Here is a 24,485-nt window from a genome sequence, read left to right as displayed (position 1 = left end):
AGATAATATTATGTTTAGGAAAATATAAATTAATCTACAAGCCATATTTTTAATAGTTTATTGACAGTAAATATTCATAAATGTTATTTGTCATGGTTGGTTAATTTTATAATAATTTTATATTAATATTTTTAATTTTAAGAATAGTAGTTATGATACACACACATCTGAAAATATTAGCTCTGTCACTGACAGCGCTGCCATTTATGGCTTATGCCAATGATAAAAAAGATGAAGCAGATTTGCCGGATATCGAAGTCACTGCTTTACGCACTAATTCAAAATGGCTAAATACTACAGCTTCTGTTTATACTGTAAATGCAAATACAATCAAAAATACGCCTAAAACTAATATCTCTGACGCTTTGAAAGCTATTCCGGGTTTACAAGCTCTCGAAAGAGAAAATTATGCTCAGGATGTGCAAATATCCATGAGAGGTTTTGGTGCCCGTTCGACATTCGGTGTTCGCGGAATCAGGATTTATGTTGATGGAATTCCGTCTTCTATGCCCGATGGACAGGGGCAGACATCCAATATCGATTTAAATTCTCTGGAGAAAATTGAGGTACTTGGCGGACCCTTTTCTTCTTTATATGGTAACTCTTCTGGAGGAACTATTCTCGCGACAACCCATGAGGGTACAGGTAATCCGAGTGTCAGTGTTGGTTTTAACACAGCGCGTTTCGCTAAGCAGCAAACTTCATTTCAGTTACAAGGCGGAAGTAAAGCAGCGAGTTTACCTGCATATAATATAAGTTCAAGTTACTTTGATACCAATGGTTACAGGGAGCATAGCGACGCAAGAAAAGTCCTCAATAACGCAAAATTTACTTGGGATTTAAATGATGGCAGTACATTGAATTGGGTACTAAATCAGGTTCGTATCCGTGCTGCTGATCCCGGAGGACTGACACGTAAACAGTGGCAAGAAAATCCGCGTCAGGTAGTTCAGAATGTCAGAGATTATAATATGCGTAAAGAAATTGACCAGAGTCAGACCGGTCTGACGTGGGATAAATCAATTAATGAGCATAACAGCTTATATGCTATGGCGTATGCAGGCAGGCGTCACGTTGTGCAGTACCAGTCAATTCCGGCCAAAGCTCAGACAGCTCCTAAACATGCCGGAGGTGTTATCGATTTTACCCGTCATTATTATGGAACCGATATTCGCTGGCTGAATACAAATACAATACCTAATCTAACTTTGATTGGAGGTGTGGCGTTTGATAAGGAAAATGAGGACCGGCAAGGTTATAATAATTTTAGTGGTCCGCATTTAGGGATTAAAGGAAAATTACGCCGTGATGAGGATAATACCTTATGGAATTTAGATCCTTATATTCAGTTTTCATGGAAATTTTTACCTGAATGGTATTTGGATGGCGGGTTACGCTATAGCAATGTGCATTTCAGAACACGTGATCATTATCTGGCTAATGGTGATGATAGTAGTACTATGCGATACCATAAACTGTTGCCCGGTATTTCACTAGGCTGGAACTTTAGTAATCAGGCAGCAGCCTATGTTGCTTATGGTAAAGGTTTTGAAACACCGACATTTACTGAAATGGCATACAGACCGGATGGACAGGCTGGTTTTAATCGTAATCTTAAGCCTTCTAGCAATGATACAGTTGAAGCAGGACTAAAATTTGAACAGCTGTGGGGCCAACTGATAGCTACAATTTTTCATACTGAAACTCACAATGATATTGTTTCTGCGGTTTCATCTGGCGGCAGAAGTACGTTTCGTAATGCTGACCGGACGAAAAGATATGGTAGTGAATTAGCTTGGCAAAAGAAGTTGTGGCAGGATTTACAAGTTCAGGCGAGTTATTCCTATGTGAATGCGAAGTTTGATAGTGAAATAGCAGCACAAGGTAAAGCAGCCGCTGTTAGCAAAGGTAATAAAATTCCGGGAGTTGCTCAAAACCAGTTTTATTTAGGATTTCAATGGCAACCTAAGCAAGGATGGCAGGGGGGTATGGATATCCGCTATATGGATAAAATATATGTTAATGACAGTAACAGTGATTATGCACATGCTTATGCTCTTGCTTCAGCGAATATCGGCTATGAATGGGTTCATCGTGGCTGGATGGTAAGCAGCTATGCACGTATAGATAATATATTTAATCGCCATTATGCTGGATCTGTGATTGTCAATGATAGTAATGAGCGATATTTTGAACCATCACCTAAACGTACATTCAGTACCGGAATTAATATTCGTAAAATGTTCTGATTGAAAAAAAGCACTGATATTTCAGTGCTTTTTAATATTTAAATATAATTGCTAGTTAAATATGTGCAAGTGAGAATTAATCCTGTTGTATACCGGCAATCAGCCAATCCTGCTGACTACCCATAGGTTTAACAAAATGCCATACTTCACTGAATGGTTGCTGTGCACTACCCAGCTCTTCACTCACTAATCCACTAAAACGTACACTGGCAATATACTGACCATTTTCCTGAGTGCTGTCTACCAGTTCGGCATTAAGATTACTGAATTCAGCAGTTTCATGATTATTTATAATATCATTACGGATAGCTGCGAACATATCTGAAGTAAAGTAACGGCGGATTTCTTCCAGATTCGAGGCATTGTTCATTGACTGAACATGATTAAAACGTTGGCGTGCGAAACGCAGAAATGCGTCTGGATTACTTCCGTCTGCCATGCCAGATAAATTGTTTGTCATTAAATTATTATTGCTTCCAATATTTTGTCCGAAAATATTGGTACTACTACTGTTGCTATTATTGTTTAATGAAGTGAAATTATTAGGCTTGGTATTTCCGGCATAAGGTATATTTGACTGATTATTCCTTTTAGCGGCAAAACGACGATAAAGATAAACACCACCAAATACAATAATGAGTAACCATAACCAGCTAAAGCCACTTTTAGGTTCCGGTTGTGATTGTTGCTGTACCTGTGGCTGATCAGAATTGGTAGATTGAGTAGCGGCTGCATTATTACTATCAGTAGCATTCTCAGTATAATTACCGTCAGCATTTGTCACAGGTGCATTGGTTTGTTGCTGGTTATGATTAGCCATTGCATGACCTGCAAGTGCCCCAATGGCGGCACCAGCTACTCCCGCACCAATTACCCGACCGGTATTGCTACCGCGCGGCTGTGTCTGACCAGAATAATTGTTCTGATTATCAGAGCGATAATCATTACGTCCGGAGTTAGAGTAAGAACGTGACATACCTGCATTATTGCCACCGCCAAGCCGGCTGGAAGAAGAGTTTGCATAGCTGCCGCGATTGGATTGGTAGGATGAGCCAGAATAAGAGCTAGAGTAACCTGAACGGGACATTCCACGGTTACCGCCACCGCCAACTCGTTTGGCTTCAGCCAGTGGACTCAGTGTCAGGCTGAGAATAACTGCAGAAGCAATATAACGTAATTTTCTATTTTCCATCACTTGGATACTTTCTTATCTATAATATTAAAACTAACTTTACCGTACATAGCGCTGAAAAATAAGATTTCAAGCAAAGAAATAGTTATTATTTAATCTCTTTTACGGTTTTATGGTTGCTTTTGCAAATAAAAGACTGCATTGTAGCGCATGAAAGAATGATAGTCATATTGGGTTATCAAAATATTTATCATTAAATCATGGTATGAGTTCAGAAGAAGATTAATAAAATAGTGACAATTTATCAGAACTAATATTTTGTTTGTATTTATCTATATATAAAATAACTTCTTCTATCGGTAAAAATGACTGAGAAAAATTGCGGATAAAAAGAACCCTCTGTGCCAAGGGGAGAAGCAGCAGAGGGCCAAAATAATGTTTCGACAAGAGAATACTGAAAAACCATTTTAAATCTTTAATTTATACGCTTGTAGCTGCGTATGAACATCATCTTAATGACTTAGACTGTTTTTTGCAGCGAAAGTTCTTGTAGTTTTGTTATATTTTGTAATTTTTCTTCTTTTGAAATCCCGGCAGGGTAATGTTGTAATGATAAGCAAGTAAACGGCTTAGTACACCACCAATAAACAGCAAATTAATACTTAATGGTGTAACCATTTTCCAGTGATCCAGCAGGCACAGAAGTAAACCAAGTAAAATAGCAATGGTACCGTAAATATCACTACGTAAAATAATGGGTACTTCATTTACTAGTATGTCGCGCAGTATCCCACCGCCTACAGCTGTTACAAATGCCAGTGTGATTACACCAAACCAGTTTAATTCAAGATCCAGACCAACTTGCGCACCAGTCAGACTGAATGCTGCCAGCCCAAGAGCATCAGCAACAACAAACCATACCGCAAGTACACGATGACGATGATATTGTAAATGGCATACCCATGATATTACTAATGTAATAAAAATAGTCCACAATGCTGTATTACTTTTAAAAATCATAGGAATGTGACCGACCAATGCATCACGCATCATGCCGCCGCCTACCGCAGTAAGTAAAGCTACAATGACCACCCCGAGAATATCAAGTCTTTTGCGAAAACCAACCAGATAACCTGATACGGCAAAAGCGACTGTTCCGATAATATTGATTAATTGGAAAATAAAATCTGTATTAAGCATGTTACATTAAGCCGGACTCAGGTTGAAAAAAACGCCATCCGCCAGCAGGTAAATCTTTAGTCTGCCATAGTCCGAAAGCACTGCGATGCAAGGCAGTAACACGATTGCCGGCTGCAGCTATCATCCGTTTTACCTGGTGGTATTTACCTGAAGTAATGGTAAGCTGTAAGGTATGCGGATCAATTAACTCAGCGGCCTGTGCGGTTACCGTTTCGTTATCATCGTGTAACAAGACCCCGTTTTTTAAAATAATACATAGTTTTTCGTCTGCAGCATGCTTCAAACTAACACGATAAATTTTTGGAAGTTTATGTTTTGGTGACGTGCAACGGTGATTAAACTGACCATCGTTAGTCAGGATTAATACGCCTGTTGTATCTGCATCTAACCTGCCTACAGCCTGCATCTCCAGATGACGCAATGGCTCTGGTAATAAACTAAAAACACTCGGATAAAATTGTGGTTTATGCGAAGTTTCATAATCAGCGGGTTTATTGAGCAGAATATAAAAATAAGGAAGAGGTACTGGAATCAGACTCACGTCATCAATATATAAACTGCTTACCGCTTTCGGGTCGATATCCATTTGAGCATGATTGCAGAGCGTATCATTAATTCGTACGGCATCGTCGTCAATTAATGCCTGACATTGCTTGCGACTGCCCAAACCTTGTGCTTGCAGGTATTTCAATAATTGCATAACTAAATAAACCTTAATGGCCGGCTATTACGATAAGTTAAAAAAACAATAAAGTATCCAGTAAAAAAACCGGAATAAGCAGAGTAACAGACCAACCCATGTAGCCAAAAAAGCTTGGCATAGTAATTCGGTGTTGCTCGGCAATAGATTTAACCATGAGATTAGGAGCATTACCAATATAACTGAGCGCTCCCATGAATACTGAACCCATAGAAACCGCCATTAATGTAAAAGGTAAATGTTGCATAAGTAAAGCAGCATCACCTCCGGCAAGATTGAAAAACACCAGATAGGTAGGCGCATTATCCAGAAAGCCGGATAATAAACCACTTAGCCAGAAATAGAGAGTGTTTACAGGTTCTCCATTTTGCTCAATTAAATTTATCAGTATTCCGAAACTTCCTGACTGTCCGAGTTGTAATATAGCCATTACAGGAGCAATAGTTATAAAAATTCCGATAAATAATTTACCTACTTCAACCATGGGTGCCCAGTTAAAGTCATTTTGTCTGCGTAATTGTGCTGGTGTTAATTTTAGCGAGCATAAAGTAATGATGAGCAGTAAACCATCACGTATCCATGCAACTAAATTGGTTTCGATTCCGTAAATATTCCATACCGGTAAATTTTTACATAATCCAGAAACCAATATTACTCCAGTAACTGCAAATAATAACAATAAGTTGGCTTTACCCTGAATAGACCATGAAGAAATACTGTTCTGAACTTTATCATTGGTAATAATTTCACGTTGCCATAAATAGTAATCAATACAAAAGAAAATAAATAGTAAAATCAGAGTATTGATAATTACGGGTAAAAGCATGTGAACGAATGTCCACTGAAAACCAACACCTTTCAGAAAACCCAGAAATAATGGCGGGTCTCCAAGCGGGGTTAATCCGCCACCGATGTTGGCCACTAGAAAAATAAAAAATACCACAAGATGAGTTCGATGGCGTCGCTGAGCATTGGCCCGCAATAAAGGGCGGATAAATAGCATGGCAGCACCAGTTGTACCCATGATTCCGGCCAGAAGTGTACCTGCTGCCAGAATCAGTACATTGAGTTTTACACTGCCATTACCATTATGCTGAATAAGAATACCACCGGAAAGTGTATATAAAGCCAGTAGTAAAAGCATAAATGGAATATATTCCTGTAACAATGCATGTATGGTAATAGATAAACCAGCTGAAACGTTATAGTAGCAGCTCAGAGGTATCAGAAATGCAGCACACCATACACCGATAATTTTTCCACTATGACTATGCCATGTTTTAGGTATCAATATCGGACACAAAGCTATAGATAAAAGCAAACCGATAAAAGGAAAGCACCACCATAAACTCAATTCATGGGCAGGTAAGCCGGCAGCCAGTACAGGAAATGGTAATAAACTAAAGATAAATAAAAATATTAATTGCAGTATTCGATTGCTTTGCTTTAATAAAGAAAAGGCAAACTGTACAACAGAAGGGTTAACTGGCGTCATTCTTGATAGTTTACTATTTAAGCAAATAGAGATTTTAACAATAATTTCGTATGGTGTTAAAAAAGTAAGCTCGATAAAAAGTGAGCTATTAATAAAAGATTTAGCATGATAGTTCAGAGGAAAGATTCGAATTTTACAGTTTGATATGAAGTTTAAGATTAATTTATTTTGATTTTTGCAACGGGTATTCGATTGCTAATTTTGTCCAGCCTTCCATTCCCATTTCCCGTAACAATGCTTTGTTACGTTCATATATGGTTGCAGCATCAGGAAATGCCGCAATCGCTTGATCAATACTACTTTCACGTATCAAGTGTAAAATAGGATAGGGACTGCGATTAGTATAGTTACTGATATCATCCTTAGGTTCATCAGCAAACTGAAATTCAGGATGAAAAGGGGCTATTTGTATGATGCCATTTGCTCCAATCTCCTGAAGTACATCTTCTGCTAAAGTTACAGCATCCAGAAACGTCTCAAAATCTGTAAATAATGAAGGTTCGACAATTAAAGTGGTTTCTGTTTCGTGAGCCGGCGTTTGTAACAACAACTGAATTTCCTGCTCTATGAATTCCAGAAATGCATCAAGATGTCTGGCATGGCTTATGCTAAACCGCAATCTTTTTAAATTGTAGGGTTTTCTGGCAAAAGGGCAAAGATTAAGTCCGATTACTGCCTGTTCCAGCCAGTGGCGGCAAATAGCAATAATTTCTTCATCCTGATTATAAATGACAGACATATGTATTTATCTATGTAGATAACAGACGCTTAAGCGTAGCATGAATTCTTAAACAATTAAAACATTCTTTACTATTAGTTTATTAAAACTAATTTTGAGTTTTTTAGCCTACATTTAAATGTTCCAGCGGTAACGAAGTAGTTGTTTTAATCTCTTTCAGTACAAAGCTGGATTTGGCATCTTCCACTCCCGGAGTTGCCAGTAAAGTTTCCAGTACGAAGTGCGAAAAAGCATTCATATCTGAGAAAAAAGCCTGAAGAATGTAATCAGACTCCCCAGTGAGTGCAAAACAATTAAGCACCTGAGGCCAGCTTTGAACAGCAAGAGTAAACTCATCACGGGACTGTTTACTTTTATTAACTCTGACCCGAATAAATGCCTGCAAACCCAGTTCTACATGATAAGGGTCCAAAAGAGCTGCATAACGGCGAATAATCCCCGATTCTTCAAGCTGCTTTAACCGGCGCAGACATGGCGATGGTGATAAAGCTACTCGCTCGGATAGCTCAACATTAGTAAGACGACCATTATCTTGTAAAACTTGCAGGATTTTCAGGTCGGTTTTATCTAAAAAACTTATTGCCATGATACAAGGATCCTGAGGATTATTGTCGCAGCGATGAAACAGGCGGCGATAATAAATTAAAGTTAAAGTTTATACAATTTATAAGATTGCACTTAATTACACAAATTTATTTTATTTTGACATTAATTTAAAATTAATACTAGTTATTCCAAATGCTTTTTAAATATCTAATCCCCTTATTACTATAAAAAATGTTGATACTATTCTACTTTCTTGAAATATATTATTCAGTTTAAAGTTGTAATATCTGTATATTATTGCTAATTGAAGTTTACACGGATAATAACCATTAAATGCAATAAATAAAATGATATTGTTTAATTAATTGATTAATATAAATATTTTTATACATGTAATATTTATTCATATTTTTATAAGCGTATAAACTCAATTTATTAACAGTTTATTTTTTAAGAAATAAATAATTAATAATAACTATATAAAGAATAAAGTGATATTATCCAGAAGTTTAAATTACTGCAAATCTGAAAAGCTATAATTACATTGAGAGGTATAATAAATAAAATACATAATATAACAAATTTTAAAATATTTTGTTTAACCCTTATTTGAAATAACCAGATTAATTATTATATGTTATTCAGATAATTCTAATAAATAGTTTGCATTATCATGAGTAAATCACTTACACCTTCAATCACTCCAAAACTGAATCTGGCCTTAATTATCACTGTGCTGATTACCGGTGCTCTGGCTTTTATTCAGGTTTACGCTATCCAGTCAGTATTACCTGTATTGATGCAGGAGTTCCATGCCAGTGCTGCCGCAATAGGTTCAACTGTAGGAGCGACAATTTTGGCTGTCGCATCAACGTCTCCGTTTTTAGGAATGATTTCAGATGCTTTCGGACGCAAAGCTTTTATCGTAGGTTCGGTTTTTTTTATTGCTATTCCTACTTTAGCATTGTCTTTTGTGCATAGTATCAATTGGCTATGGTGGTTGCGCTTTGCTCAGGGTGTTGCAGTACCCGGCATAACTGTCGTTTTACTGGCTTATTTAGGTGAAGAATTTTCTGGTAATACACGTATCAAACTGATGAGCTTTTATGTTTCCGGTACGGTATTGGGTGGTTTCCTTGGCCGGTTTCTAATGGGATACCTCACAGACTTTATGGGCTGGCGCCATGCTTTCTTAATAATGGGTATTATCAGTATATCTGGAGCGGTTCTGGTATGGAAAAATCTTCCTGCATCGCAAAAATTCGAAGCTAAACCACAGATTTCAATAGCATTAATAACTTTATGGCATCATTTACATAATCGGTATATTCTTGCAGCTTGTGCATTGGGTTTTTGTGTTCTGTTTTCCTTGGTTGGTTGTTTTACCTATATCAATTTGTATCTTGATCAGCCGCCATATAATCTGAGCAGTTCACAATTAGCTAATATTTTTGCCGTATATCTGATTGGTATGATTATTACTCCATTATCAGCTCGGTTAATTGTCAAATTTGGTACCAATCTAACTGTATTAATAGCTATGAGTTTATCCATTTTTGGTGTGCTGATAACCCTGATGCATCCGTTATGGGTAATTGTGCTCGCACTGGCTATTATGAGTAGTGGTATTTTTATTACTCAATCGTCTACTATCACCTATATATCTGCCAATGTAACAGAAGGCCGTTCACTGGCTTCCGGCCTGTATTACATGTGCTATTATGCAGGCGGTTTTGCCGGCTCATTATTATGTGGTCATGCCTTTGAGAGTGGAGGGTGGTTTATGACTGCTGTTGTACTAATTAGTGTACAGCTGCTGGCAATGCTGATTGGTGGTGTGTTGATGCGAAAAAAAGCATAAACAGAAACATTGAAACCATATAAAACACCATTTTTATAATGGTGTTTTATTTTGCATATTTTTTCGATCTGGTAATTGTGTCTGTCGAAATAAATTTTATCAATTTATAAACTATTAAGTAAAAGAGTAATATTTATTTCATTATCAGGCTGAAGAAGTTGGAGTAGAACTTTAGTGCTTGAAAAAAGAATTACATATTAGCTTAGCAAGAATTTTATTTAATCTGACTGGTAAATAAGATTTATGTTTCTATATGGATAAATTACGTTAGAATTTGACTGTCTTGATTAAGAGTACTGCTTATGCAGCCATTATCACATTATCCGTTTATTATTATCGGTGCAGGCCCTGTTGGCATGCTTGCTGCTTTGTTGTTAAAACAGCAGAATCAATCGGTTTTATTACTGGAGGCCAGAGCTGCTGACAGTAATCTGAATGATCAGCGTACTCTTGCTTTGTCATATCATAGTATCCAGACTTTCCGGCAGGCCGGAGTATATCTGCCTGATGAAATTTTGACTTTTATCCGGCAGGTACATGTTTCACGGCAGCATCATTTTGGTCGTGTACTGATGTCAGCACAGGATATAGGATTACCTTATCTTGGAGCGACGATTGATTACGTCAGATTATTACAGGCTTGTGAAACAGCATTACAAAAAAATAATGTACCTGTGCAATGGCAAACAACTGTTGAACAGGTACAAAGTACAACTCATTGGGCTTCAGCACAGTGTTTTTATCAGCAACGAAGGCTTAACTTAACTGCACAATGGCTGATTCTGGCAGAAGGAGGCGAACTGGCTGCCGGCTTGCCGAATATAAAAGTACACACCCATGATTACCGGCAGCTGGCTTTAGTTAATACTCTAAAGTTCGAGGCAGGCAATCATGCTATTGCCTATGAACGTTTTACTGAAAATGGACCACTTGCTTTATTACCTTATAGAAATGATTTTCGACTGGTCTGGACATGTACTCATGAAGAAGCACTGCAACGAGAGCAGTGGAATGTAGAAGAATTTAATCAGCAGTTACAGTCTGTAATGGGAGATCGATTAGGTCATTTAGAGCAAATGGGAACTCCGGCAACTTTTCCGTTGAAATTACGTCAGCTTAACCAGGTATATAGTCAGAGAGTAATTTGCATTGGAAATGCCGCCCAAACTATGCATCCGGTTGCTGCACAAGGATTGAATCTCGGTGTTCGTGATGCCGAAATGTTAAGTGCAATATTTGGTAAGACAGATAAGATTACTCTTAATGATAGTTCTTTAGCCGGAAAATATGCACGAATACGTGCTTATGATGCTCGTGCAGTTGTAGGCTTTACGCATATTCTGGTACAACTGTTTGATCATGCTCATAGCGGGCTGGCATATGGACAAAGTATGGGTATGAGTATTTTGGGATCAGTGCCTGCTTTGAAGCATAAGTTTATCAGACAACTGGTTTTTGGAGTAACTCCGCATCCCGATATCTAGAATAAATACTATTGTTTAAACAATATGGAAAGCAAAATGAGCATGAACACACAATATGATTTTGATGTCATTATTCTAGGGGCAGGGTTGGTTGGTGCAACTTTGGCTTTAGCTTTACAACAGCAAGGTAAAAAGATTCTTATCATTGAAAAAAAGCCACCTCAAACAGATTTGCTCAGTCTCTCTCAGTCTTGGGATGCCCGTATTTATGCCATTAGTCCGATTAATCAGCAATTTTTAAATAGTTTAGGCGTTTGGCCGGAAGAAAGAGTACAAAAAGTACGCCATATGGAAGTTTATGGTGATGGTAATGGATGCATTAGTTTTGACGCCTCCAGTGTAAATGTACCTTGCTTAAATTCTATGGTTGAAAACCGCTATTTACTGGCAAAATTGTGGCTAGCATTGGAGGAAGAGGGGGTAGCAATAGTCAGTAGTTGTCCTCAATCGGTGATTACCGATGTATGGTCGGCAAAAATAACACTGGAAAATGGTCAAACTTATTGCAGTCAGCTAGTGGTTGGTGCAGATGGAGCTAATTCTTGGTTGCGTGAACAGGTTGGCATTGAAGTAAACGCTTCTCCATATCAGCAACAAGGTGTTGTTGCTAATTTCAACACGGAAAAACCACATAATGGATGTGCTTATCAGTGGTTTCGTGGTAGTGATATTCTTGCTTATTTGCCTTTGCCGCAGCAGCAGATTTCTATCGTATGGTCGACATCTGACCCAGAAAGTCTGACGAAGCTGGATAAAGAAAGTTTTGCACGGGAAGTTGCTTTAGCAGGTAATCAAAAGTTAGGTGAATTAACACTAACCACCTCGGTGTTCAATTTTGACCTGATAATGCGACAGCCTAAAAAAATTGTCAGCCAAAGAATTGCTCTGATTGGGGATGCAGCTCATACTATCCATCCATTGGCCGGTCAAGGCGTAAATCTGGGTTTTGCTGATGTGCAATGTCTTAGTAACTTACTGACAAATGCCAGTGATTCAGGTGCATGGTCTATTCTCAGACAGTATCAGCGATCAAGATTATTAGCAGTACGGCTGATGCAATATAGTTGTGATGGTTTATTCAAATTATTTGCCAATGACTATTTTCCTGCAATCAGCTGGGTTCGTAATCAGGGATTGAATCTGGTGAATTATTCAGGCTTAATTAAAAAAAGAATGATTCGGGAAGCAATGGGTTTATGATTTAATAATAAAGATTTGTTGCTAAAGATAGAGTAATAATGACTGGATTAAGCCATAATGAAATTATTTTTATATTCTCAATTTATATTTCAATTTATAGCTAATCATAATTGAGAATATAGATTTGTATAAAAAATTTTGGTTTATACGATAGTAGTATTGAATAAAAAACATTTATCTAACATTGGAATTTCGCTAATTTCATTGTTACCAATATAAATTAGATAAATTTGCTGGCTTTTTATCTCTGTAGTTCTTTATCAGTTTTGCTATTGGCTGCATATGCCTAAGGTATTAGCTACTTCGAATTCAGAGCCTGTTTTAGAGTTCTATACGCTTCACCCCAGCTTTAAATTCATGTTTTTTAAAATGCATGGTTATTAAAAATAATAAGCATAGTTTGATTACTGCTTTTCTAAATTTTATAAAATATGTTAGAGCATGTTCTTTATGTATAGGAATATATGTAAGAGGTAGAAAATCATTAATAGAATTTCAGGTATCAATTTGATGTTTTGTATGTCATAGAGCAGTTGAAGAAGCAAATATACAAGTAAGTATTTCTTGAAATATAAATGTAATAAATCCAGATACATCTAAGTGTATCTGGATTCAATAAATGGTGCCCGGGGCCGGAATCGAACCGGCACGGCCGTTTTAAGAGCCGACGGATTTTAAGTCCGTTGTGTCTACCAATTTCACCACCCGGGCGGGTAGTTTTTAATGCACTTTTGTGCATATTTGTGTGCTGTATGGAGGCGGGGGCACGGATTTAAACCGGCCTGCACAGCTTTGCACACTGTGGCATAGTCACTCTGCCACCCCGCCATGAAACTCTAATATAATCTGGAGGCGGGAGTCGGAATCGAACCGGCGTACACGGATTTGCAGTCCGCTGCATGACCACTCTGCCATCCCGCCTTATATATTTACTCAATCGGGTAGAGCAACTAATACATCAAACTTGGAGCGGGAAACGAGTCTCGAACTCGCGACCTCAACCTTGGCAAGGTTGCGCTCTACCAACTGAGCTATTCCCGCAAATTCACTTTATACATGTGAGCATGTTTTTTTGGAGCGGGAAACGAGTCTCGAACTCGCGACCTCAACCTTGGCAAGGTTGCGCTCTACCAACTGAGCTATTCCCGCGTTGTTCATTCGTACTGAATGAAGAAGCAACATTATATCGATGAAAAAAAATGTGTCAAGATTATTAATACATCTGATGAAGTATTTTTTGCTTTCACTATGATTTTTTAGGATTTAAATTCTTTCGTTGCCATCTTTAAATAATACAGCATGGACCAGATAGTAAGGATACAGGCTATAAGCATAAGAATATTTCCAAGTATCCATAACAAATTGGGTTCTGCTAATGGTGGGGAAGTGAGTAGTAAAAGAAAAATAGCTGCCATTTGCGCTGCGGTTTTAAATTTTCCCAATTTGGCTACGGCAACACTATTTCGTTTGCCAAGCTGAGCCATCCATTCCCGTAAAGCAGAAATGGTAATTTCACGACCGATGATAATCATGGCAAATATGGCATAGGTGCGGCCAGTTGCTACAAGTAATATCAGAGCAACAGCTACCATTAGTTTATCTGCAACCGGGTCAAGAAAAGCACCAAAATTAGATGTTTGTTTCCAGCGACGTGCCAGATAACCATCAAACCAGTCAGTTATAGCAGCTACGGCAAAAAAGCCTGCTGCAAGCCAGTTAATGATCTGGCGATCACTAATCCAGTCTGCTGGCAAATAAAATAATAAAGTAAATATTGGAATGATGAGGATACGCAACCAAGTGAGCAATATCGGAAAATTCCATGGCATAACGGGGTGTCCCTGACAAGTTATGATTTGGTTGCTTATATGATACCGCTTTGAGCGCTTTAAGGTGATTTTTTATTATTGATTGATGAATGTATCTCTGGATAAATTGTTGTGATAATTTTATATTTTTATTTAAATATTTAATTATTAATTATGTTTTGATAGTAGTTCATACTATTGGAAACTACAGCATCGGACAGCAAAGATAGTTTATATATCCTGTCCGATGCTGAGGAAGTTACTTCACCATGTCTTTATAGGCAGCATAGCCGGCTGCATCCATCTCTTCATAGGGAATAAACCGTAAACTTGCTCCGTTGATGCAATAACGTAATCCACCGCGATCTTGCGGACCATCTTTAAATACATGTCCTAAATGTGAGTCTGCATGCTGACTACGCACTTCAGTACGCTGCATCCCATGACTGTTATCTTCATGTTTACTCACTGCTTCGGATTGTATTGGCTGACTGAATGCCGGCCAGCCGCAACCGGAATTAAATTTATCCCGTGAGCTGAAAAGTGGCTCTCCACTGACAATATCTACATAAATGCCAGGGACAAACAGTTCATCATACGGATGACTATACGGGCGCTCAGTGCCTGCATTCTGAGTAATTTGATAAGCTTCTTCACTCAGTTGCTGGTGTAAAGTGGCTGCATCAGGCTTATGGAAAGCGTTTGCATCATATATTGTTGTGGAAGTCTGAGATGGAGGCAGTTCAGGGAGAGGCTCCCGGGCTTTTCGTAAATCAATATGACAGTAGCCTTGTGGATTTTTGTCCAGATAATCCTGATGATATTCTTCGGCAGGAAAAAATTGTTGTAAAGGCAAGTTTTCTACTACGATAGGTGCAGTATAACGCCCTTGTTCAGCTTTAATCATTGCCTGAATGACATCATGGTCAGCCGGATCTGTATAGTAAATACCGCTGCGGTACTGGGTGCCTGTATCGTGTGCCTGACGATTTAGGGTAGTAGGGTCTACAATCCGGAAAAAATGCCGTAGGATATCGGTTAAAGAGATGATATCTGCATCATATTTAACCTTTATCGTTTCAGCATGGCCTGTGTCCTGATTACATACTTCTTCATAGCTTGGATTATCAGTATGACCGTTGGCATATCCGACCTCGGTTTCAATCACGCCATTTAAACGCTTAAAATAGCCTTCCATACCCCAGAAGCAGCCGCCAGCTAGATAAATAGTTTTTAGATTCATGATGTTATTCCATATATTTGTGTGGTTTATTTGTACATGCTAACACCAGCATGTGTTGAATAAAAGATGTTGTTTTGCTTAAATATGTTTAGGTGATATAAAATCTCTGCCTTATTTTGATAAATTGATGCATCGTCATATTGGTTAAAGATCATATGAGTATTATTACTTATTTACGTCCTGCGAGACCGGAAGACTGTGAAGATATTTATAATGCTCATCGCTATGCTGTTCAGTATACCTGTGCACGTAAATATGATGAAACAGTATTGAAAGCATGGTTGTCATTATTAAATATACAAAGCTATTTGCATACGTTGGCAGATGCTAATAAAGCTTTATGGGTGGTTGATTATAAAGGCCATATACAAGGCTTTTTTCAGATGGATTTAGTAGAAGCTCAACTGGATGCTTTATATATCCATCCTTTCGTACATAATCAGGGTTTGGGAACTGCTTTGTTGCAGCGTGCTGAAGATGTTGCCAGTCGTGCAGGGCTGGGTATGCTGAAGCTCTATGCATCGCTTAATTCAGTAAAATTTTATGAAATTAATGGTTATACTTCATTAGGTGAATGTGCATTGCCACTCAATCTTGACGTTACCGTTAACTGTTTACTGATGCGCAAATATTTAATTGAGTGATTTGCTATAAACAATTTTGTCCAAATTTAATACTTAATACAGAAAATGAAAATTAAAAATTAATGGTTTGAATAATTGTTTAATTTATTTTTATTAATTGTTTGTTTAACTAAATTGTTGATAGTAAATTTCAATTTCTCTTTTTTTGAGAGTATTGGATTATACAATAATTATAATGTGCCTATTTTTTAATCAATAAAAAATAATTAATATAAATCAATATTATATTGTACTTATCCCCATATTTTACCTAAAGTTTTGCGCTGAATTTTGTGTACAGGTGGATAAGTTATCTATGAGTGATTAAATCATTTGAATTTACAGAACAAAGAAGCTTGCCAGCAGTGGTACTGCCTGCCACAATAGCTATTCAGTTTAATATTTATTTTGTATTTATATGAAATGTCCTTTTTGCCAGCATAACAATACACAGGTAATTGATACACGTCTGAGCGAGGGTAATAATAGTATTCGCCGACGTCGTCGCTGTCTGGCTTGTGATTGTCGGTTTAGTACGTTCGAAGTAGTTGAAATGCGGATGCCATTAATTATCAAACGTACCGGAGAAAAAGTTTTGTTTGATCCGGCTAAATTGTATACCAGTATCAGCAGGGCATTACATAAACGGCCAATGGATCGGGAAAGTATTGAAAATGCAGTGGCAGAAATAGAAACTAATCTTTATCACATGGGGGTTAAAGAAGTTCCCAGTCAGATGATAGGAGATATGGTCTTGAGTTTACTGGCTAAGCTGGATGAAGTTGCTTATGTGCGCTTTGCTTCTGTATATAAAAGTTTTCACGATGTTTCGGAGTTTACTCAATTAATTGCTACTTTAAAAAATACGAATTAGTCATATCAGCCCTTGAGAAGAGTGTTGTTTTGTTCGCTGCATTCGGCGCTAATTCTTGTTATACTTTGTAACTATTATGCCTTGTCATGAAAGCTTAAATATATCATGTTGAAATCTCGTATAGGGTTGTGTGTAATACTATTTTTATTGGGCTTATCTGCTTGTACAAAACAGGATACTTCTGTAACTATGGATGCAAGCGATACTCAGACTGCCAGTAGTAGTGCTGCATCTGCTGATGAACCTGCTGCTGCTTCTGCTACTCAAACTCTGACCAGTAAAGACAGTAAACTCAGTATAGTAGTAGACGGAGATTTTGCTGATGTACTGGATAGTGCAACAGACTGGGTAGATCCGGCAGAATTAAATAATCTTACTTTATTACAGCATGATGACAGCAGTAATATCACTTTGGCAGTAAATAACTTAGGTACATTAAAAATTAAACCAGATGAATATTTTAAAAATCTGGCTGACAGTCTCGAGCATAATAGTAGTATCAGTAATATCAAAGTAGGTGTTGCTACTGTAAACCGTATGAATTATCGTTTCAGTCATCAGCAAAATGGTACGTTGCTAAATGAAAGCTGTGTTGCACTGATTGTGGATAATAATCTTTATTCAGTATGCGCCAGCAGTGAGAGTGCCGACTATAATGCACTTGCTGGTACTTTAAAAACCATAAATGTACAGAATAATTAAAAAATGAGCTTTTCTGAGCTTGATGCGAAATTTATGCAAACCGCCCTTGAGCTAGCCTGGCAAGGGCGGTTTTCTACCAGTCCTAACCCGCGTGTAGGCTGTGTTATTACTCATGGCGAACAAATTGTGGGTCAGGGATTTCATGTCTGTGCAGGACAGCCTCATGCGGAAATACACGCATTACATCAGGCCGGATATCTGGCAAAGGCTGCTACTGCCTATGTAACCTTGGAACCATGCAGTCATACAGGCCGGACAGGACCATGTGCTCAGGCATTGATTGATGCTCATATTAAGCGTGTTGTTGTTGCTATGAGCGATCCAAATCCATTGGTAAAAGGTAATGGGTTACACATGCTGCAAAAGGCAGGTATACAAGTCGACAGTGGTTTGTTTGCACAACATGCGCGTGAACTGAATTCTGGTTTTTTATCCAGACAGGAAAGAAATAAACCTTATATCAGATTGAAGATAGCAGCGAGTCTGGATAGTAAGACAGCTCTAAGTAATGGTTTAAGCCAGTGGATTACTGGAGAGGCAGCGCGTGATGATGTGCAGACATTACGTGCTGAAAGTTGTGCCATATTAACTGGTGTTAATACTATACTGGCAGATGATCCTCTGTTAAATGTACGTCGTTTTTCGACATTAAGACAACCGTTGCGTATTATTCTGGATAGCCGCTTACGTCTTACACCTGAATATCAGGTAATTCAGGACACTAAAAGTCCTACACTGATCATTACTACTGTCACAAACAGCGCTAAAAAAGCCATTTTTGCATCTTATCCGCATGTTTCTATTCTTAATGTACCTGCAAATTTGCGAGGACAGATTGATTTACAAAAACTTTGGGCGATTCTGGCCAAACGTGATATTGGTTCGATATTGGTGGAAGCAGGTTCTATATTGAATTCAGCATTGCTGACAGCTGATGCAGTTGATGAAATCATTTACTATCAGGCTCCCAAAATACTCGGAGCTAATGCGCGCAATGCTATTGAAATATCGGAAAATCCAAATGCTTTAACAGAGCAGAAATGGCAGACTGTTGATGTAAAAGTTTTAGGTCAGGATTGTCGCTGGTTATTGCGTCATCGTGAAAGTGCCGAATGGTTAGCGGGTAAAGCTGCTTCAGAAGCATAGTTAGCTGCATATCAAATCAATTCTTCTGAGTAAAAATTTTTTTGGTGCTGAAAATAAACTTTCAATATGTAACAATAAGCTTGTTTTATGTAAGCATAATTTTTAAGCGTGATTTAACATTATCGTTGTAAATATATTCATTTTCTATTGGCAATTTAAAATAAAAGGTTTCGCCATGCGTATTTTATTAACAGGTTCAAAAGGTCAGGTAGGTAGTTGTTTAAGAGACAGATTACCGGAAAGCTGGGAGCTGATTGCCAGTGATTCTCAGACTCTGAATATTACTGATGCACATAATGTGCTTAATATGGTGAAAACTTTTGAACCGGATGTGATTATTAATGCGGCAGGGTATACCAAAGTTGATGCTGCGGAAGCAGATATAGACAGAGCTTTTGCTGTAAATGCAACAGGAACACTGAATCTGGCTCAGGCTGCGCATTCCATTGGTGCACGTCTGATTCATATATCGACTGAACAGGTATTTGATGGCCATCATCATGTCATTCTCACGGAAAATATGGCACCTAACCCTTTGAATGTATATGGACATAGTAAACTGGCGGGTGAACTGCTGGCTTTAAATGCTCATGTAGATGCTGTGGTTATTCGTACTTCATGGGTTTATAGTGAATACGGACATAATTTTATGAAAATTATGTTACAAAAAGGATTAGAAACACCCAATATGCGGGTTGTTGATGATCAGATTGGTTGTCCTACCTATGCCGGTGACTTGGCTGAGGCCATTATACGTCTTGCAGCATTACCTCATTCCCCGCGCGGTTTATTACATTTTGCAGGAAGTCAGCAGATGAGTTGGGCAGAATTTGCTCAGCGTATATTTACTGAAGCGGCAAAAATTGACGAAAGGTATAATCAGGTTAAGGTAGAACGTATTGCCACAGCTGATTACCAGTCAGCTGCCAGAAGACCTGAATTTGGTATTCTGGATAGTCGTACCTTGCAAAATATGCTTCCGCAACCGGTTACTGATACACCTTTAGCTCATATTGTTGAAAAATTGATGAGATAAAAATCATAAAAGAAAGCGGGTTAACTGATAACCCGCTTTTTTGATAACTGCTACTTTTAGTTTTGCATACGCATATCAAAATGCTCAACTTTAAATCCGGCACTCCGATAAGTGCGAAAACGTTGCCGTGCAGCTGCGATTTCATCCAGATCATTACTTACCAGTTCTAATACACGTTCTGGTTTCCGGGGGGCATTACACCAGTATGCATCTGCAAGATTAATAACAACATAATCTTTTTCTATTACTGGTAAATCTTCACCATAAGCCAGTAATACTGCCTGTAAACCAATTGGTTGAACATGTTGTGGTGACCAGATTTCATGTGGAATAAAACTTGCGGGTTGAAATGACCATAAAGCATGATCCAGTTGATTAACACGGCTTACATCATCACACCAAATCAAAATATTTGAACCACTTTTAAATACTTTATGCGTCAGCCGGCATGTAAATGAAACGGGGTCTATAATGTGAGTATAAAAAGTAGTTGTGGCCATATCTTTTTTCTCAGGATTGCTGAATCAGATACTCAAGCAGAAGCGGAACAGGACGACCTGTCGCACCTTTATTATTGCCGGAATTCCATGCCGTACCGGCAATATCAAGATGTGCCCAGGAGTAAGATTCAGTAAAGTATGAGAGAAAGGCAGCAGCCGTAATCGTTCCCGCAGGACGACCGCCAATATTTTGTAAATCAGCAAAGTTGGATTTTAATTGTTCTTTGTATTCCTCAAATAATGGTAGTTGCCATGTTTTATCATTAATACTGTCTGCTGCCTGTAATAAGTGATCAATTAATTGCTGATTGTTACCTAATACACCTTGTGCAACATGTCCTAAAGCGATGATACAGGCACCAGTAAGGGTAGCAACATCGATTACTGCTTTAGGCTGGAAGCGTTCAGCATAGATAAGTGCATCACATAATATCAGTCTGCCTTCTGCATCAGTGTTTAAAACCTCAATATTTAAACCATTCATAGCCTGAACAATATCGCCTGGTTTAACAGCATTCCCTGAAGGCATATTTTCACAAGTTGGGATTATTGCAACGAGGTTTAATGGTAGATTGAGTTTTACTGCAGCTGCAAAAGTACCAATAACCGAAGCCGCACCACACATATCAAATTTCATTTCATCCATGGCAGCACCTGGTTTAAGAGAAATACCACCAGAATCAAAAGTAATACCTTTGCCAACCAAAACTACCGGCTTATCTTCGTTATTCGAAGCTCCATGATATTGCAATTCAATAAGATAAGCTCCGGCCATGCTTCCCTGTGCAACAGACAGTAAAGCATTCATACCCATTTCCTGTATTTCGGTTTCGTTTATGATTCTTGCACTGGCACCTAAATCATTGGCAATCTTGGCAGCAGAAGAAGCCAAATAGGCCGGAGTACAGATATTTCCCGGTGCATTGCCTAAATCTTTACAGATATTCATACCATAGATGATAGCTTCGGCCTTGCTAAGGTGGTTATTGATAGGATGAATAGTTTGATAATTGATTTTTTCAAGTAAAACTGGCTTAGAATCTTTTTTGAATTTATCAAAGCAATAGACCGCTTCGCCAACAGCAATTGTAAAAGCCTGTACCCATTTCTGGGCAAGTATTTCCGGTAATTTGCTTAAATCTATATTGAGTGATGATTGCTCTTTGGACCAGCTGGCAGCTTTTGCGGCCAGTTTCTGGATACTGGCATAATCATCTTTATCGATATTTACTACAGCTAAAGCCTGTAAAAATTCATCTTTTACGGTGTGTGTCGCAATAAAATCCTTTTGCTGCTGTTGTAATTGAGTTAACAAAGTATTAGCCAGATGTTGTTCTGGTTTGCTTTCTTTGCAATACACAAATAGTAAAGAACTGTTGTTTTGCGGCTGCAATTGTTCCGCATTTATGCTAAATTCCATATTTTCCTATCCTATTTTATAAGGGCATTATATATATTCTGTACGAATCATGCGTTAAGCAGAACCGGATGCACTTATTGTAACGCAGGCTGCCGCTAAAGTAAGGACAGTCGCAAATGTGTTTAATTATCTTATGATTTATCAACGCCAATTTATTAAAGAATTATCATGGACTGCCGTAGGCATATTCGTGATCTTATTGGTAGTACTGGTAGCTACACAGGCAATCAATCTGCTGGGTCGTGCCGCCAGTGGCCGTGTAGCCATTGATGCAGTGTCTGCGTTAATTGGATTCTGGACAATTGGCCTGACACCTGTACTGCTTATTCTGACAGCTTACATCAGTATCATCACGGTACTTACACGTTATTGGCGTGATAGCGAAATGGTGATCTGGCTATCCAGTGGCTTATCATTAAGAAACTGGATTATTCCTTTAATGAAATTCGCTATTCCGTTTGCAGTTTTGGTGGCAATAGTTTCCATGCTCATTCAGCCTTGGGCAGAGTGGCGCAGCCGTGAGTTTGCGGAGATACTGAAACAAAAACAGGAAATGTCATTACTGGAACCCGGGGTATTCAAAGAAATTGGCAAAAGCCATCCGCGAGTTTATTTCATTGAAACATTTGACCCTGATAGCGGTCGTGCCAGTAATCTTTTTGTTCGTGAAAAAGAAAAAAATGGCAAGGAAAGTTCGATTTTTGCGAAAAAAGGCGAATTTAAACAGGATGGAGAGAAACGTATTCTTACTCTTGAAGACGGTTTTCGCTACTATGGAAAGCCTGGACAGGCTGATTATCAAAGAGCTTCTTTTGATAAAATGACACTGATTATCAGTGTTAATACAACCGTTATTGATCCAAAACAGAACCGGCATACTATTCCTACTTCTGCATTATTTGCCAGTAACAAACCCATTTACAAAGCAGAACTAATGTGGCGCTTATCATTACCGATTAGTGTTATTTTACTTGCTTTAATGGCTTTACCATTATCTTATTTTAATCCCCGTACCGGACATACATACAATATTCTTATTGCAATTGCAGTATTTTTAATTTATCAAAATGGCCTGACCTTTTTGCGAGATCTGGTAGAAAATGGTCGTATACCTTTCTGGTTAGGCATATTTCCAATGCATCTAATGATGTTTATGCTGTTTCTATTCTTATTACGCTGGCGTGACTTCCCATCAGCTTCTTTTAAAACAGCGTTTACATCATTACTGGGAGGACGGTCCTGATGCGTTTGCTTAATCGTTTTGTCATCAGCCAAATGACTGTTTATACTTTATATGCATTATTGGCACTGGTAAGCTTATACAGTTTTTTCGATATTATGGGTGAAATCAGCCATGTTGGTGACGGACGTTATACTGCCGATAAAATGCTATATTATGTTCTTATGCTGATTCCGACACATGCTTATGAGCTTATGCCTCTGGCTGTACTGGTTGGTGGTCTTGTTTGCCTTAGTCAAATGGCCAGCAATAGTGAATTTACTGTAATCAGAACATCCGGAGTCAGTTTGTCTAACATTATTAGTATGATGCTGCAATTTGGACTATTCTTTGCAGTCATTGCTGCGCTGCTTGGTGAATATGTCGTACCTAGAGTAGGTCCTTATGCAGAACAGTATCAATTACATGCACGTCAGAACAGCATCAGTGCCGGGGACAGTGGTATATGGTTAAAACAAGGAAAAGACATTGTAAACGTAGCTGAAATGCTTCCGGATGGCAGCTTAAGAGATATCAATATTTATCGACATGATGAAAATTTTCAACTGACTGAAACTTTACATGCTTTCAGTGCTAAAGTAGATGTTCATTCTACTGAAGGTAAAAAATCTAAATGGCATTTGAATCAGGTAGATCAGTCACTATTGGGAAAAAATCAGATATCTGTAAATCATATTGAAAATCTGGATTGGAAAATGTCTGTTAATCACCAGCTTCTCAATATATTGCTGGTAGCACCAGAACAAATGTCAGCTATAGCACTTTCAACTTATATCAAGCATCTGAAGCATAATCATCAACAGACAACACGCTACGAACTTGCCTGGTGGAGAAAGATTGCCTATCCATTGGCGTGTATGGTTATGGCTTTGGTAGCGCTGGCATTTACGCCTCAACAAAATCGGCATGGGAATATGGGTTTGAAACTATTCTATGGAATATGTTTAGGACTATTATTTCATTTTTCTGGAAGACTGTTTGGATTTACCAGTCAGTTATATGGAGTGCCGACTATAATTGCTGCATTTTTGCCTACACTTCTTTTTCTGTGTCTGGCTGTTTATCTGATTCGAAGACAGGAAAAACGTTAATATCCATTTTTGTATTTAAACTTTATACGCCTGAACCGTAAAATGTTAAGTGATAGTTACTAATTTCAATAAGAAAATTAAATGGATATTGTTTTTATGGTAAGTCTCATTAAACAATTTATTAATTGCTAAGAAAAATATTGATGAATTAGTTTCTAAATATTATTCAATAGAATTTCAGCAAATAATTGACGGT

The 24,485-nt window shown here is 38.1% G+C and carries 20 protein-coding genes, 5 tRNA genes and 1 pseudogene; 11 read left to right on the top strand and 15 right to left on the bottom strand.

The genetic code is table 11. The features are described from left to right. Positions 1–152: 152 nt before the first annotated feature. On the top strand, positions 153–2,249 hold the full coding sequence (locus H3V01_RS05640) for a TonB-dependent receptor (protein WP_198186211.1): 2,097 nt from the start codon (positions 153–155) through the stop codon (positions 2,247–2,249). Between the two features lie 76 nt (positions 2,250–2,325). Here H3V01_RS05640 and H3V01_RS05635 read toward each other — a convergent pair whose 3' ends face one another. The 6 genes from H3V01_RS05635 to H3V01_RS05610 all read right to left on the bottom strand — a co-directional run bounded on the left by H3V01_RS05635 (position 2,326) and on the right by H3V01_RS05610 (position 8,101). After that, the gene (locus H3V01_RS05635) at positions 2,326–3,441 is read right to left on the bottom strand and encodes a Tim44 domain-containing protein (protein WP_198186210.1); all 1,116 of its coding nucleotides are present in this window, start codon (positions 3,439–3,441) and stop codon (positions 2,326–2,328) included. A gap of 498 nt (positions 3,442–3,939) precedes the next feature. Beyond that, on the bottom strand, positions 3,940–4,581 hold the full coding sequence (locus H3V01_RS05630; RefSeq protein ID WP_078474362.1) for a trimeric intracellular cation channel family protein: 642 nt from the start codon (positions 4,579–4,581) through the stop codon (positions 3,940–3,942). 1 nt (position 4,582) lies between these two features. After that, the gene (locus H3V01_RS05625) at positions 4,583–5,281 is read right to left on the bottom strand and encodes a 16S rRNA pseudouridine(516) synthase (RefSeq protein WP_198186209.1); all 699 of its coding nucleotides are present in this window, start codon (positions 5,279–5,281) and stop codon (positions 4,583–4,585) included. A gap of 37 nt (positions 5,282–5,318) precedes the next feature. Continuing rightward, a complete protein-coding gene (locus H3V01_RS05620; RefSeq protein WP_198186208.1) occupies positions 5,319–6,776 on the bottom strand; it encodes a sodium:proton antiporter in 1,458 nt (485 codons plus the stop codon). A 163-nt stretch (positions 6,777–6,939) separates the two neighbouring features. Continuing rightward, positions 6,940–7,515: a DUF1415 domain-containing protein gene (locus tag H3V01_RS05615; RefSeq protein WP_198186207.1), complete on the bottom strand. Its 576-nt coding sequence runs from the start codon at positions 7,513–7,515 to the stop codon at positions 6,940–6,942. A 103-nt stretch (positions 7,516–7,618) separates the two neighbouring features. Then, on the bottom strand, positions 7,619–8,101 hold the full coding sequence (locus H3V01_RS05610; RefSeq protein ID WP_025331019.1) for an Lrp/AsnC family transcriptional regulator: 483 nt from the start codon (positions 8,099–8,101) through the stop codon (positions 7,619–7,621). A 633-nt stretch (positions 8,102–8,734) separates the two neighbouring features. On the opposite strand from H3V01_RS05610, the gene H3V01_RS05605 reads away from it, so the two are divergent. The 3 genes from H3V01_RS05605 to H3V01_RS05595 all read left to right on the top strand — a co-directional run bounded on the left by H3V01_RS05605 (position 8,735) and on the right by H3V01_RS05595 (position 12,606). After that, on the top strand, positions 8,735–9,922 hold the full coding sequence (locus H3V01_RS05605) for an MFS transporter (RefSeq protein WP_198186206.1): 1,188 nt from the start codon (positions 8,735–8,737) through the stop codon (positions 9,920–9,922). A gap of 302 nt (positions 9,923–10,224) precedes the next feature. Next, positions 10,225–11,406: an FAD-dependent monooxygenase gene (locus H3V01_RS05600; protein WP_198186205.1), complete on the top strand. Its 1,182-nt coding sequence runs from the start codon at positions 10,225–10,227 to the stop codon at positions 11,404–11,406. Positions 11,407–11,448: 42 nt separating this feature from the next. Beyond that, the gene (locus tag H3V01_RS05595; RefSeq protein ID WP_232332599.1) at positions 11,449–12,606 is read left to right on the top strand and encodes an FAD-dependent monooxygenase; all 1,158 of its coding nucleotides are present in this window, start codon (positions 11,449–11,451) and stop codon (positions 12,604–12,606) included. A gap of 620 nt (positions 12,607–13,226) precedes the next feature. On the opposite strand, the gene H3V01_RS05590 is transcribed toward H3V01_RS05595, so the two are convergent. The 7 genes and pseudogenes from H3V01_RS05590 to msrAB form a co-directional block, all read right to left on the bottom strand. After that, a tRNA-Leu gene (locus tag H3V01_RS05590) sits at positions 13,227–13,317 on the bottom strand. A 42-nt stretch (positions 13,318–13,359) separates the two neighbouring features. Next, positions 13,360–13,434, bottom strand: a tRNA-Cys gene (locus H3V01_RS05585). Positions 13,435–13,453: 19 nt separating this feature from the next. Further along, positions 13,454–13,527 (bottom strand) — tRNA-Cys (locus H3V01_RS05580). Between the two features lie 44 nt (positions 13,528–13,571). Beyond that, a tRNA-Gly gene (locus tag H3V01_RS05575) sits at positions 13,572–13,647 on the bottom strand. Between the two features lie 32 nt (positions 13,648–13,679). After that, a tRNA-Gly gene (locus H3V01_RS05570) sits at positions 13,680–13,755 on the bottom strand. Between the two features lie 107 nt (positions 13,756–13,862). Beyond that, positions 13,863–14,435, bottom strand: a complete 573-nt coding sequence (gene pgsA, locus H3V01_RS05565; RefSeq protein ID WP_041879843.1) for a CDP-diacylglycerol--glycerol-3-phosphate 3-phosphatidyltransferase — start codon at positions 14,433–14,435, stop codon at positions 13,863–13,865. Between the two features lie 238 nt (positions 14,436–14,673). Next, positions 14,674–15,666: pseudogene (gene msrAB, locus H3V01_RS05560) on the bottom strand (bifunctional peptide-methionine (S)-S-oxide reductase MsrA/peptide-methionine (R)-S-oxide reductase MsrB); the annotation flags it as partial. Between the two features lie 146 nt (positions 15,667–15,812). On the opposite strand from msrAB, the gene H3V01_RS05555 reads away from it, so the two are divergent. The 5 genes from H3V01_RS05555 to rfbD all read left to right on the top strand — a co-directional run bounded on the left by H3V01_RS05555 (position 15,813) and on the right by rfbD (position 20,038). Then, positions 15,813–16,301: a GNAT family N-acetyltransferase gene (locus H3V01_RS05555; protein ID WP_037394376.1), complete on the top strand. Its 489-nt coding sequence runs from the start codon at positions 15,813–15,815 to the stop codon at positions 16,299–16,301. 397 nt (positions 16,302–16,698) lie between these two features. Beyond that, the gene (nrdR, locus tag H3V01_RS05550) at positions 16,699–17,154 is read left to right on the top strand and encodes a transcriptional regulator NrdR (protein WP_025331013.1); all 456 of its coding nucleotides are present in this window, start codon (positions 16,699–16,701) and stop codon (positions 17,152–17,154) included. Positions 17,155–17,259: 105 nt separating this feature from the next. Then, the gene (locus tag H3V01_RS05545) at positions 17,260–17,856 is read left to right on the top strand and encodes a cytochrome C (RefSeq protein WP_143555239.1); all 597 of its coding nucleotides are present in this window, start codon (positions 17,260–17,262) and stop codon (positions 17,854–17,856) included. A 3-nt stretch (positions 17,857–17,859) separates the two neighbouring features. Next, complete coding sequence (gene ribD / locus H3V01_RS05540; protein WP_198186202.1) at positions 17,860–19,002, top strand: bifunctional diaminohydroxyphosphoribosylaminopyrimidine deaminase/5-amino-6-(5-phosphoribosylamino)uracil reductase RibD; 1,143 nt, start codon at positions 17,860–17,862, stop codon at positions 19,000–19,002. A 175-nt stretch (positions 19,003–19,177) separates the two neighbouring features. Further along, a complete protein-coding gene (gene rfbD, locus H3V01_RS05535) occupies positions 19,178–20,038 on the top strand; it encodes a dTDP-4-dehydrorhamnose reductase (RefSeq protein WP_084584993.1) in 861 nt (286 codons plus the stop codon). Positions 20,039–20,094: 56 nt separating this feature from the next. Here the strand turns inward: rfbD and H3V01_RS05530 are convergent, their stop codons facing one another. Both H3V01_RS05530 and H3V01_RS05525 read right to left on the bottom strand, forming a co-directional pair. Continuing rightward, positions 20,095–20,538, bottom strand: coding sequence for a DNA polymerase III subunit chi (locus H3V01_RS05530; protein ID WP_198186201.1), 444 nt, complete (start codon positions 20,536–20,538; stop codon positions 20,095–20,097). A 10-nt stretch (positions 20,539–20,548) separates the two neighbouring features. Further along, positions 20,549–21,958, bottom strand: a complete 1,410-nt coding sequence (locus H3V01_RS05525; protein ID WP_198186200.1) for a leucyl aminopeptidase — start codon at positions 21,956–21,958, stop codon at positions 20,549–20,551. A gap of 133 nt (positions 21,959–22,091) precedes the next feature. Here H3V01_RS05525 and lptF point away from each other — a divergent pair, with 133 nt between their 5' ends. Together lptF and lptG are read left to right on the top strand one after the other, a co-directional pair. Next, positions 22,092–23,201 carry an LPS export ABC transporter permease LptF gene (gene lptF, locus H3V01_RS05520; protein WP_041879817.1) on the top strand — a complete coding sequence of 370 codons (1,110 nt, stop codon included), beginning with the start codon at positions 22,092–22,094 and terminating at the stop codon, positions 23,199–23,201. After that, positions 23,201–24,289 (top strand): LPS export ABC transporter permease LptG, encoded by a 1,089-nt coding sequence (gene lptG / locus H3V01_RS05515; RefSeq protein WP_198186199.1) that lies wholly within the window; start codon positions 23,201–23,203, stop codon positions 24,287–24,289. The genes lptF and lptG overlap by 1 nt, the downstream gene beginning before the upstream one ends. Positions 24,290–24,485: the final 196 nt, after the last annotated feature.

The sequence above is a fragment of the Snodgrassella sp. M0351 genome, assembly GCF_016100575.1.
GTDB lineage: Bacteria > Pseudomonadota > Gammaproteobacteria > Burkholderiales > Neisseriaceae > Snodgrassella > Snodgrassella alvi.
Note: the sequence above shows the minus strand (reverse complement) of the source record. Positions and strands in the feature narration are given on the sequence as shown.

Excerpts from the sequence above, each read along its gene's own strand:
- H3V01_RS05615 (WP_198186207.1), bottom strand. The coding sequence starts at position 7,515 with ATGTCTGTCATTTATAATCAGGATGAAGAAATTATTGCTATTTGCCGC.
- H3V01_RS05545 (WP_143555239.1), top strand. The coding sequence starts at position 17,260 with ATGTTGAAATCTCGTATAGGGTTGTGTGTAATACTATTTTTATTGGGC.
- H3V01_RS05595 (WP_232332599.1), top strand. The coding sequence starts at position 11,449 with ATGAACACACAATATGATTTTGATGTCATTATTCTAGGGGCAGGGTTG.
- H3V01_RS05625 (WP_198186209.1), bottom strand. The coding sequence starts at position 5,281 with ATGCAATTATTGAAATACCTGCAAGCACAAGGTTTGGGCAGTCGCAAG.
- lptG (WP_198186199.1), top strand. The coding sequence starts at position 23,201 with ATGCGTTTGCTTAATCGTTTTGTCATCAGCCAAATGACTGTTTATACT.
- rfbD (WP_084584993.1), top strand. The coding sequence starts at position 19,178 with ATGCGTATTTTATTAACAGGTTCAAAAGGTCAGGTAGGTAGTTGTTTA.
- H3V01_RS05525 (WP_198186200.1), bottom strand. The coding sequence starts at position 21,958 with ATGGAATTTAGCATAAATGCGGAACAATTGCAGCCGCAAAACAACAGT.
- H3V01_RS05600 (WP_198186205.1), top strand. The coding sequence starts at position 10,225 with ATGCAGCCATTATCACATTATCCGTTTATTATTATCGGTGCAGGCCCT.
- H3V01_RS05605 (WP_198186206.1), top strand. The coding sequence starts at position 8,735 with ATGAGTAAATCACTTACACCTTCAATCACTCCAAAACTGAATCTGGCC.
- ribD (WP_198186202.1), top strand. The coding sequence starts at position 17,860 with ATGAGCTTTTCTGAGCTTGATGCGAAATTTATGCAAACCGCCCTTGAG.
- H3V01_RS05620 (WP_198186208.1), bottom strand. The coding sequence starts at position 6,776 with ATGACGCCAGTTAACCCTTCTGTTGTACAGTTTGCCTTTTCTTTATTA.
- nrdR (WP_025331013.1), top strand. The coding sequence starts at position 16,699 with ATGAAATGTCCTTTTTGCCAGCATAACAATACACAGGTAATTGATACA.
- H3V01_RS05630 (WP_078474362.1), bottom strand. The coding sequence starts at position 4,581 with ATGCTTAATACAGATTTTATTTTCCAATTAATCAATATTATCGGAACA.
- H3V01_RS05640 (WP_198186211.1), top strand. The coding sequence starts at position 153 with ATGATACACACACATCTGAAAATATTAGCTCTGTCACTGACAGCGCTG.
- lptF (WP_041879817.1), top strand. The coding sequence starts at position 22,092 with ATGATTTATCAACGCCAATTTATTAAAGAATTATCATGGACTGCCGTA.
- pgsA (WP_041879843.1), bottom strand. The coding sequence starts at position 14,435 with ATGCCATGGAATTTTCCGATATTGCTCACTTGGTTGCGTATCCTCATC.
- H3V01_RS05610 (WP_025331019.1), bottom strand. The coding sequence starts at position 8,101 with ATGGCAATAAGTTTTTTAGATAAAACCGACCTGAAAATCCTGCAAGTT.
- H3V01_RS05555 (WP_037394376.1), top strand. The coding sequence starts at position 15,813 with ATGAGTATTATTACTTATTTACGTCCTGCGAGACCGGAAGACTGTGAA.
- H3V01_RS05635 (WP_198186210.1), bottom strand. The coding sequence starts at position 3,441 with ATGGAAAATAGAAAATTACGTTATATTGCTTCTGCAGTTATTCTCAGC.
- H3V01_RS05530 (WP_198186201.1), bottom strand. The coding sequence starts at position 20,538 with ATGGCCACAACTACTTTTTATACTCACATTATAGACCCCGTTTCATTT.